This is a genomic window from Ignavibacteriales bacterium, assembly GCA_026390595.1.
Lineage (GTDB): Bacteria > Bacteroidota > Ignavibacteria > UBA10030 > UBA10030 > UBA9647.
On record JAPLFQ010000022.1, the window covers coordinates 135,009 to 146,612 of the forward strand.

General features: G+C 55.3%; 5 protein-coding genes. All 5 read left to right on the forward strand.

Annotated features, from left to right (window positions below):
* The first annotated feature begins 22 nt into the window (after window positions 1–22).
* The 5 genes from NTU47_11970 to NTU47_11990 all read left to right on the forward strand — a co-directional run bounded on the left by NTU47_11970 (window position 23) and on the right by NTU47_11990 (window position 11,564).
* A complete protein-coding gene (locus NTU47_11970) occupies window positions 23–1,744 on the forward strand; it encodes an amidohydrolase family protein (protein MCX6134522.1) in 1,722 nt (573 codons plus the stop codon).
* 16 nt (window positions 1,745–1,760) lie between these two features.
* Window positions 1,761–3,953 (forward strand): glycoside hydrolase family 3 C-terminal domain-containing protein, encoded by a 2,193-nt coding sequence (locus NTU47_11975; protein ID MCX6134523.1) that lies wholly within the window; start codon window positions 1,761–1,763, stop codon window positions 3,951–3,953.
* Between the two features lie 17 nt (window positions 3,954–3,970).
* On the forward strand, window positions 3,971–9,274 hold the full coding sequence (locus NTU47_11980) for a PAS domain S-box protein (protein MCX6134524.1): 5,304 nt from the start codon (window positions 3,971–3,973) through the stop codon (window positions 9,272–9,274).
* 178 nt (window positions 9,275–9,452) lie between these two features.
* Window positions 9,453–9,845, forward strand: a complete 393-nt coding sequence (locus tag NTU47_11985; GenBank protein MCX6134525.1) for a hypothetical protein — start codon at window positions 9,453–9,455, stop codon at window positions 9,843–9,845.
* A gap of 51 nt (window positions 9,846–9,896) precedes the next feature.
* The gene (locus tag NTU47_11990; protein MCX6134526.1) at window positions 9,897–11,564 is read left to right on the forward strand and encodes an amidase; all 1,668 of its coding nucleotides are present in this window, start codon (window positions 9,897–9,899) and stop codon (window positions 11,562–11,564) included.
* Window positions 11,565–11,604 lie beyond the last annotated feature (40 nt).

Consider the following 11,604-nt stretch of genomic DNA (forward strand, 5'->3'; position numbering starts at 1 on the left):
CTTTTCTGTTGAGGGAATTCAGATGAACTTGACTCTTGTTGTGACGCTCGCAATAATTCTGTTCCCAGAATTGTCCCCGGCGTTTCAACAGAATCCGGCTTCACCCGTTGCAGACATTGTCTTGCGCAATGGGTACGTCTACACGGTTGACAATTCCCGATCCAATGGCACTGCCGTTGCAGTCAAGAACGGGAAGATCCAGTTTGTCGGGACGGATGACGGAGCGGCGGCGCTCACCGGCCCATCCACGAAAGTGATCGACCTCGCCGGAAAGATGATCCTCCCCGGGTTCATCGACAGCCACTGCCATCCAACCGGCGCATACAAACATTTCTTCGAGATCAATCTCACAGGCCTGCCCACACTCCAGTACTACCTGAAAACGATCAGGGAGTTTGTCCAACAGCACCCGAATTCAAAATTCGTACGAGGCAGAGGATGGAGCAATACCCTTTTCCCAAAGACAGGGCCTGACAAAAAACTCCTCGATGACATCGCGAGTGACATCCCGATGTCGTTCTCAGACGATGGCGGCCATGCCAAATGGGTGAATTCACGAGCCCTCAAGCTTGCCGGCATCACACGGGAAACGCCAAATCCTGCCGGAGGCGTAATCGAGCATGACCCTGTAACCGGAGAACCCACCGGAACACTCCGGGAAAGTGCCGAGGATCTGCTCGCGAAAGTGTTCCCCGACTACACCACCGAGGAAATGACCAAGGGACTCGAGGCGTATCAAACCATGGCGCTGGCGTTCGGCATCACCACAGCGCACGCCGCATCGCTCGACGTCGGGGGAAGTGACACTCAAGCCTACGAGAACCTCAGTCAGGCGTCGAGACTCTCGATGCGATTTTGTGGATCGCTCTATGTCAATCCAAAAGGAGGACCAGCGCAAGTTGCTGGTCTCGTGCAGGAAAGGGACAAACACAAGAACCCGCGGTTCCAGATCACCGGAGCGAAATTGTTCGTCGATGGAGTCGTCGAGGGGAGCACGGGGTACCTGAAAGAACCCTACCTGCACATCAAGGATTTCAGGGGCGAGCCTTTGTGGAAACCGGCCGACCTGAACACGATGTGCGCCGAGCTCGATAGAAACGGATTCCAGATTCACGTACACGCCATCGGCGACGGCGCTACCACCATGACGCTGGACGCCATGGCGTTTGCAGCAAGCGTCAACGGGAAACACGATTCGAGGGGCATGATCACACACCTGCAGCTCGTTGATCCGCTGGACATTGCCCGGTTCAAGAAACTCGGTGTCTGCGCAATTCCTCAGCCGTACTGGTTCATGAAAGACGACTACTATTACAAAATCCAGGTGCCCTACCTGGGTCTGAAGCGTGCCGACGAGGAATACCCGATGAAAAGTTTTTTCGATGCCGGTGTCGTCGTCGCGTCGTCGAGCGATTATTCCGTCACCATTCCGTGCACCCCACTCAATGCGATCCAGATCGGTATGACCCGATGCAAACTGGACCAGACAGATCCGAACGAAGTCTTGTGGCCGGCCGAGCGGGTCACGCTCGACCAGATGATCGCCAGCTTCACGATCAATGGGGCCTATGCAAACTTCCTCGACCGAACAACCGGATCGATCGAGGTGGGAAAAATGGCCGACCTCATCGTCCTCGACAGAAACCTCTTCGATATTCCGGTCACAGAGATCAGCAAGACAAAAGTCCTGCTCACCCTCTTCGAGGGGAAGGAAGTATTCAAGGACAAGTCATTCACATACTAACTACGGGGCTCCCCCGATGAAACTCGGTCCGATCCTGATCATCGCATCCGTATCACTCTCCCTGTTCACGCTCCGCGCTCAAACATCCGTCGATCACCGCACCGATTCCCTGATCGCCTTGATGACGCCCGATGAAAAAGTCGGACAACTCGTTCAGTATAGCAGATCGTCCGCCGAGCGAGAAACGCTCCTGCGTCAGGGGAAGATCGGATCGTTCCTCAATATTACCGGCGCAAAGGCTACGCGCGAAGTGCAGCGCATCGCCGTGGAGGAAACGCGGCTGAAGATACCCCTCCTCTTCGGACTCGACGTCATTCACGGCTTCCGCACAACATTCCCGATTCCTCTGGCGACTTCCTGCAGTTGGGAACTTGAGCTCATAGAAAAATCAGAACGGGTCGCCGCCGTCGAAGCAACTGCGGCCGGCGTCAACTGGACTTTTTCTCCCATGGTCGATATCGCACGTGATCCCCGCTGGGGCCGCATCGCCGAGGGGGGCGGTGAGGATCCGTATCTGGGGGCTGCGATCGCCGCCGCCCGGGTTCGGGGACTGCAAGGGAACGACCTGCGTTCCCCCACCTCGCTCCTTGCCTGCGCCAAACATTTTGCAGCGTACGGCGGCGCTGAAGGAGGGCGGGACTACAACACAGTCGACATCTCTGAACGCACCCTTCGGGAGATCTATCTTCCTCCTTTCAAGGCGGCTGTGGATGCGGGAGCAGGTTCCTTTATGTGCTCATTCAACGAAATCGCAGGAATGCCGAGCAGCGCGAACCGAAAACTCCTCACCGACATCCTGCGCGGTGAATGGAAGTTCAACGGTTTCGTCGTGAGCGACTGGAATTCGATCGGCGAACTTGTCCCTCACGGGCTTGCCGCAACTCTCAAGGACGCCGCCGTACTCGGCCTCAAAGCCGGTATCGATATGGATATGGAGGCGAATGCGTATCATGATCACCTCGCGACGTTGGTGAAAGAGGGACGTGTGAGCGAGACAGAACTGAACGAAGCTGTGCGGCGGGTTCTGCGCGCCAAGTTCCGGCTCGGACTGTTTGACAATCCCTATAAGAATTGCGATGTCGACCGGGAAAAGAGAGACCTTCTTACAAGTTCCCATCGGGAAGCGGCCCGGGCAATGGCGCAACGCTCCATCGTCTTGCTGAAAAACACCGGCCGTCTCCTCCCCCTTTCCGGGTCCGTCAAGACAATCGCCGTCATCGGTCCGCTCGCCGACGACAAGAAGAATCCGCTCGGCTCCTGGCACGCAGCCGGCAGTCCGGACGATGTCGTGTCGGTGTTGGACGGAATCAAATTAAAGGCCGGGACAACTGCCCGCGTGGTCTTCGCCCGCGGGTGTGATTTGGAGAAACCGGCAACCGACGGATATGCTGAAGCACTGGCTGCCGCACGAGCAGCTGATGTCGTCATTGCAGTAGTCGGTGAAGCCGAGACGATGAGCGGCGAAGCTTCGAGCCGTTCTTCTCTTGGACTCCCCGGCAGCCAGGAAGAGCTTGTCCGCGCGTTGCTAGCAACCGGCAAGCCGCTGGTAGTGGCGCTCATGAACGGACGACCGCTGGCAATCGACTGGATTGCACAGCACGTTCCGGCGATCCTCGAAACCTGGTTCCTCGGTGTTGAAACGGGCAATGCCATTGCGGATGTTATTTTCGGTGACTACAACCCCAGCGGCAAACTCACAACCTCATTTCCGCGTGCAACCGGTCAGGTTCCGATCTACTACAACCATAAGAACAGCGGACGACCGGCGAACGATACGGTGCATTACACTTCAAAGTACCTTGACCTTGAAAACACTCCGCTTTTTCCGTTCGGATACGGCCTCAGCTATTCATCGTTTGTCTATTCACAGTTGGAGCTGAGTTCGAAGATTCTGAAGGAAGGCGGGAATCTACTTGTGCATGCCGTGGTGAAGAACACCGGAGATCGCGGTGGAGAAGAGATCGTTCAGTTGTACGTCCGTGACGAGGTCGCCAGTGTGACGCGTCCGGTCAAGGAACTCAGAGGGTTTCAGAAAGTCACCCTTGCTCCCGGCGAATCAAAGCGCGTCCAATTCACGCTGAATGCAGAGCAACTCAAGTTCTACGATCGCGACATGAAGTGGACGATCGAACCGGGAGCGTTCACAGTCTATGTTGGGCCGAGCAGCGCTGAAGGATTGGAGACCCGATTCGAGTATCAATCGCGATAGAGATCAAAGGAAATGCTATGAAACCACGAGCCAGAAAACAGGTCACGCCTCGCAAAGAGGCGAAACAAGCTCGGCACACCAGTCACACAACGTATCGCGGTTTTCTTGAGTCCGCCGGCGATGCCATCTTCCTCCTCAGCGGCGGCACAGGCAAGATCGTCGATGTGAACAAGGCGGCGTTGCGAATGTTCGGATTGCGTTCGAAGAAAGCTATCCTGGACGGGCAAATCGACGGATTGAATGCCGGAGGGACGCCATTCACGATCAAAGAGTTACATCGCCGGATGCGTCTCGCCTCGTCCGGGAAGCCGCAGAGGTTCGAGTGGTTGGTCAAAAAACCGAATGGAACGAAGTTCTGGGTCGAAGCTTCGCTTTGCGCCACGGAGGTTGAAGGAGAAAAGCGCATCCTGGCCCTTGTGCATGACATCGATGAACGAAAACAGACGGAACAGACGCTTCGCGAGAGCCGGGATCGATACCGCAATCTGATCAACCTCGCTGTTGATGGTGTGCTTGTCGGTTCATCCGAGGGGATTATCATTGAGGCGAATTCATGCATGTGCGCCATGACAGGGCGGAGTCGCAAAGAACTCCTCGGCAAACACATAAGCAAAGCGTTCTTTGCGCCGGAAAGTCTGAAGCATACACCGCTGCGCTTTGATTTGCTTGAAAAAGGTGAAATGGTTGTCAGCGAAAGAACCATCGTGCGCCCGGACGGGACGGAAATCCCCGTCGAAATGCGATCGAAGAAAATGCCTAACGGTACGTACCAATCGATATATCGCAACATCACTGAGCGCAAGCGGGCGGAGGAGACACTGCAGGAAAGTGAATCCGAATTCCGCCAGTTATGGGGCGCCACAGTTGAGGGAATCGTGATCCATGACGGAGGTGTGATCCTGGAAGTGAATAATGCGATGTGCCAAATGTTCGGAATTGCCCGTGAACAAGTCCTTGGCAAATCGTTGTTTGCTTTTGCGCCACCTGAGTCCCGCGACGGCATCCGGGCACATGTTGCGTCAGAATCAGGGGAACGCTTTGAGACTCCTGCTCTGCGTGCCGACGGTACCCCGTTTACAGTCGAAGCATTTCCGAGTCAGATTTACTATCACGGCAAGATGGTGCGGATGGTAGCGTGCAGGGATATCACAGCGCGAAAACAATCCGAGCTTTCGCTCGCAAAACTGAAACAAGCGATCGACACCTCCGGCGAGGCGATATTCATAACTGACCGGGAAGGTGTTTTTACGTATGTCAATCCCGGCTTCAGTGACCTCTACGGGTATACAGGAGATGAGGTGATTGGAAAAGAGACGCCGCGCATTCTTAAGAGCGGCCTGCTGAACGAGAAGACATACGAACAATTTTGGAAAACGATATCTTCCGGCCAGGAAGTAAGAGGAGAACTTCTCAACAAGCACAAAGACGGCCGTGTGATCGAAATCGATGGATCGGCAACCCCTATCGTTGATGAGAACAAAAGAATTATCGGCTACCTGGGGATTCAGCGCAACATCACGGAACGCAAAAACGTCGAGAGGGCGCTGCGTGAAAGCGAAACACGTCTGCGCACCATCATCGATGCCGAGCCGGAATGCGTTAAAGTCCTCTCTCTCGACGGCAAGGTTCTCGAGATGAATCAGGCGGGGCTTGCGATGCTTGAAGCAGAGTCGCTCGAAGAACTCCGCCGGCAGAGCCTGGCAGAGTATGTTGTTCCGTCTTGTCGTGACAACTTCCTCAAATACTTTCGCGATACTCTCCGCGGTCCGACCTCCCGGACCCTGGAATTTGAAGTCGTTGGCCTGCGGGGTACGCATCGGTGGCTCGAAACCAGTGCGGTCCCTCTGCTCGACGATCAGCAGCGGACAGCGGCAGTGCTTGGCATCACCCGCGACATCACCGAGCGTAAACGGGCAGACGAAGCACTCCGCGAGAATGAGGAGAAATTCCGCATCGCCTTCGATAATGCACCAACGGGCATGAGCATCATCCACCCCGACGGTACGTACGTCGAAGTGAATCCTTGCCTCTGTCAAATGTTTGGCTATACCAGGGAGGAACTCCTGTCTGGGACAATCAACAGGATCACCCACCCTGACGATGTCGAGCGCGGAAACCAGTGGATACAAAAGATGATTGCCGGCGATCTCAGTGAGCCTGAGTTCGAGAAACGATACATTCACAAGGACGGACACATCGTCTGGGGCCTCGTGCGGGCTCGGTGGACAATAAAGGCAGACGGGACCGTGCTGATGTCCATCGCGCATATTCTGGACATCACCGAGCGCAAGAAGGCGGAAGAGGCGTTGCGTGACAGCGAATCACGATATCGATCCCTGATCGAGGGCATCGCCGATATTGTTCTTGTGACAGACTTGTCGGGTACATTCTTGTTCTGTAATCCGGCATTCGAGTTGCAGACCGGATATGCGAGCCAAGATTTTCATACACAGGAGATCACCCAGTCCCTCTATCACCCCGATGATGTTGACAAAATACGCACAATCATGGGCGACTTCATCCGGGCTCAGGATACAAGCACGGACATATTCGAATACCGCCTGCGACACAAGACGGGGAGTCTTTCCTGGCAGAGTGCCATCGCGAACCGGATCGTCTATCAGGGGAAACCAGCAATACAAATTATCAGCCGCAACATATCCGAACGCAAGCGGGCGCAAGAGGCGTTGCGCGACAACGAAGAACGGATGCGCTCAATTATCGATCATGCTCCCTTTGGCGCACACTCGTACACACTGCAAGCGGACGGGCAGTTGATTCTTGACGGGGTGAACAATTCCGCAAACCGCATGCTCAACTTTGATCATTCCGCCGTCCTTGGAAAACGGATTGAAGATGCGTTTCCAGGACTCTCGGAGACCGTAGTTCCCGAAACGTATCGGCGCGTCGCTGCTTCGGGTGAGAGTTATTCAACCGACCAGATCGCGTATCACGAGGGGACCATTCATGGGGCTTTTGAGATCCATGCGTTTCAAACTGCGCCCAACCGGATGACCGTCTTCTTCCGGGACATCACGGAGCGTAAGAAGGCGGAAGAGGCTCTGCGCGAAAGCGAAAACCGGATGAAGAGTATCTTTCGGGCTGCACCGGTGGGGATAGGATCAGTTACCAATCGCGTATTGTCTGAGGCGAACGCGAAACTCTGCGAAATCACCGGATATCAGCGGGAAGAACTTCTTGGCAGGAGTTCAAGAATCCTCTATCCCACGGAGAAGGACTTCGAATTCGTCGGAACGGAGAAGTACCGTCAAATCGCAGAGACGGGAACCGGTACGGTTGAAACCCGCTGGAAGCGAAAAGACGGGTCGGTCATCGACGTGCTGCTTTCCTCAACGCCCATTGATCCTTCGGATTTGTCTCATGGCGTAACATTCACCGCCCTTGATATTACGGAACGCAAACGGTCAGAAGAAGCCCTCAAACGGTATCAGCTTCTTTCACAGAACACGCGCGATATCATCCTGTTTGTTCGGGCGAGCGACGGGCAGATTCTGGAGGCCAACGATGCGGCTGTACAGGCCTATGGCTATGGTCGCGAAGACCTCATGATGAAGTCCATCCGCGATTTACGTGCTCAGGAATCGACGGCGGAGCTGGCGAAGCAGATAGATGAGGCGAACCGGGCGGGCCTCTCATTTGAGACACTCCATCGTCGGCGGGATGGCACCACATTTCCCGTTGAAGTGAATGCTCGAGGCATGACCATGGGTGAGGATCGCATTCTCATGAGCATTGTTCGCGACATCACTGAACGCAAGCAGGCAGATGAAGCCCTCCGAAAGAGCGAGGCACAGTACCGCGATCTCATTGAGACCATGCCGGACGGCGTGTACCGAAGCTCGCACGACGGAAAGTTCCTCGAAGTCAATCCGGCGATGGTGAAGATACTCGGATACGACAGCAAGGAGGAGCTCCTCGCGATCGACATCAAGTCGCAACTGTATTTTGACGAAGAGGATCGTGACAGTGCCGCGCTGGAGGAGAAGAATGAAGAAATGGCCGTCTTTCGTCTGAGGAAGAAAGACGGATCAGAGGTGTGGGTTGAAGACCATGGAAGGCACGTGGTCGATGAGGCGGGTACCATCCTCTACCATGAAGGCATCCTGCGTGATATCACGGAGCGAAAACGCATGGAAGGGGATCGGGCGAGAATCGAGAATCAGATTCAGCAAACGCAGAAACTTGAATCGCTTGGTCTGCTCGCCGGCGGTATCGCCCACGACTTCAACAATCTTCTGAGCGGCATCTTTGGGTACATCGAGCTGGCAAAAAAGAGCGCCGATGCCGGCCAGATTCAAATAGCCTCCGAGCGGCTTTCCAAAGCCATGAATGTCTTTGGCAGGGCACGAGACCTCTCACGCCAGCTCATCACGTTTGCCAAAGGAGGTGCTCCCGCCAAAACGGCCGGCGAAATCGGCCGAACCGTGTCGGAAACGGTCCAGTTCGCCCTGAGCGGCTCAAACGTGAAATGCGACTATTCAATCGCAGACGATCTCTGGCCGTGCATGTACGACCCGAACCAGGTCGGCCAGGTCATCGACAACATCGTCATCAACGCAAAGCATGCAATGCCGAATGGCGGTTCGCTGGCGGTCTCGGCCTCCAATGTTCTCATCGATGCCGGTTCGGGCATCGCACTTCCCAACGGCAGCTACATTCGGATCTCGATCAAAGATCACGGCATCGGCATTCCAAAGGAGTATCTCCAGAAAATATTCGATCCGTTCTTTACCACCAAACATACGGGGAGCGGCCTCGGGCTCGCCACTTGCTGGTCAATTGTGAAACGGCACGAAGGCACCATCGTAGTGGAATCAGAACCGGGGAAAGGCTCAACATTCCACGTCTTCTTCCCCGCGGAACACGGCGCTGTGTCCGCGGGCAGCACAGTATCTGTAACAGATTTCGTCGGACACGGACGGGTCCTTGTCATGGACGACGAGGAACATATCCGTGAAATCCTGGAGGAGATGCTGACCGATCTTGGCTACGCCGTCCAAACCGCCCGCGACGGTGCGGAAGCGATCGAATACTTCTCGAGAGCAAGTACGGAAGGAAATCCGTTTGACATGGTCTTGGTCGACCTCACAATACCCGGAGGGATGGGGGGAAAAGAAACATTGACCAGGCTTGTGGAATTGAAACAGAATGTCTGCGTGATCGCTTCAAGCGGGTACTCCGAAGATCCTGTCATCTCGGCGCCGCGCGACTTCGGATTCGCCGCGAGCATTCGCAAGCCGTACCGCAAAACGGATCTCATTGAAGCGATTGTGAATGCCCTTGCCACACGGACAGAGTAGAGGTTGTCTCAACAACAACTCACGCAAAGCCGCAAAGACGGCAGAGAAACCTATTTTTCGCTGAGGATCAAAATCTTTGCGTTTGCTGCGTTCGCCCCCGATGTGGTTGACCGGGGTTTTGCGCGAAAGACATGGAGTGACATCGGTCTTTTAAATTGTCTTCTTTTTGGAGGAAGCGATGCCAGGCATCAATTCAGAAAATGTGACCTATCGCGACCGCTGGACTGTCGCTACGGTCTTTGGGGGATTCATGGCGGGAGGACTGCCACTCTGGCCTGTTCCGTACGATAGTCTTGATCTGACGAGCCCGGGGTTTCTGGGACAATGGATGGTCGCGGGCATGATCGCCGGAGGATTGCCCGCATTGTTTAGCAGTCTGTCAAAGTACCGCACAGCTTGTTTCGTGGCGGCAGGTTTTGGATTGTCCGTTCTCGCGAGAGTGCTCGTAGAGACAATCCAGGATCCCACGAACCACAATCTGTGGCCTTTCGAGTTTGTGATTGGTGCCGCTGTCGGACTGGTCTCCGGCTTCGCAGGGAGTTACCTGGTCTCCCTGGTAAGAATCAAGTAGAATTGAAAAAGGCCTGAACGCTTCTTCCCACTTCCCTGAGGAGGTCAAGTCATGTTCCCTGACGAAAAAGTTAACTCCGGCTCCGGTTATCTGAATCGCCGAAACTTCCTCAAGACAGGCTTGACGGGCGGAATAGCCATCGCAGCGTTCCCGCAGGAGGCCGGAGCAAAGGAAATCTCCCCCTCTCCCCTCTCTTCTCCTGAAATCAAGTCCTTCGAATTGGACGAGGTCACAGTCGCAGAGCTGCAGAAAGGAATGAGTACCGGAAAATACACCGCCCACATAATCACGCAAAAATACCTGGCCCGCATCGCAGCAATCGACAAAAAGGGCCCCGCTCTCAACAGCATAATCGAGCTCAACCCCGATGCGCTGAAGATTGCCGATGAACTCGACAAGGAGCGAAAGGCAAAAGGACCGCGCGGACCGATGCACGGCATACCCGTCCTCATCAAGGATAACATCGACACTGCCGACCGGATGTCGACAACAGCCGGATCGCTCGCGCTGGTCGGCTCGAAACCTCCGGCTGACTCCTTTCTCGTCCAGCGACTGCGTGCGGCAGGCGCAATTATCCTCGGCAAAACAAACCTCAGCGAATGGGCAAACATACGGGCAAGCCGCTCCACCAGCGGATGGAGCGGACGTGGCGGCTTGACGAGGAACCCGTACGCTCTCGACCGCAATTGCTCCGGATCAAGTTCGGGAACCGGGGCGGCCGTTGCTGCAAACCTCTGTGCGGTGGGGATCGGGACGGAAACAGATGGATCCGTCGTCAGTCCTTCGTCGATCAATGGTATCGTCGGTATCAAACCGACGGTCGGACTTGTGAGCAGGTCGGGCATCATCCCCATCTCTCATACACAGGACACTGCAGGTCCGATGACACGAACTGTCAGTGACGCGGCGGCACTTCTGAGCGCAATGGCGGCCATTGATCCGCAGGATAACGCGACGTCGGAGAGCCGGGGGAAATCGTTCGCGGACTATACACAATTCCTTGACTCAAAAGGGCTTCAAGGGGCGAGGCTCGGCGTCGTGAGACGGTACTTTGGATTCCACGATGATGTCGATGCGCTGATGAATGATGCCTTCGAGGCGATGAAAAAGAGCGGTGCGGTCATCATAGATCCGGCAGACATTGATGCTCTCGGACAGCTGGGTAAGGCAGAAGGAACCGTTCTTCAGTACGATCTCAAGGCCGATCTGAACGCGTATCTTGCACGCCTCGGCCCGAACGCTCCGGTGCATTCGCTCAAGGAGATCATCGAATTCAACGGGCGGAATAGGAAGACCGAACTTGCATACTTTGGTCAGGATACCTTCATAAAAGCAGAAGCACGCGGACCGCTCACCGACAAGGAGTACATAGATGCTCGCGAAAAAAACCTCCGTCTGTCCAGGGCAGAAGGGATCGATGCAATCATGGACAAGTACAAACTCGATGCCCTGCTCGCGCCAACCGAGGGTCCGGCATGGGTCAGCGATCTTGTGACGGGCGATCATTTTCTGTGCAGCAGCTCAACGGCCGCCGCGGTAGCGGGGTATCCGCACATCACAGTTCCCGCGGGGTTCGTATTCGGACTTCCCGTCGGGATTTCCTTCTTCGGGCGGGCGTGGAGCGAGCCTACACTGATCAAACTTGCCTACGCGTTCGAGCAGGCCACGAAGCATCGCAAGCCGCCCCGTTTTATGCCTACGGCCGATACACGTGTATGATCAGAATCCGACGATAATTCTTGGAGAGATGTGAAGGTTG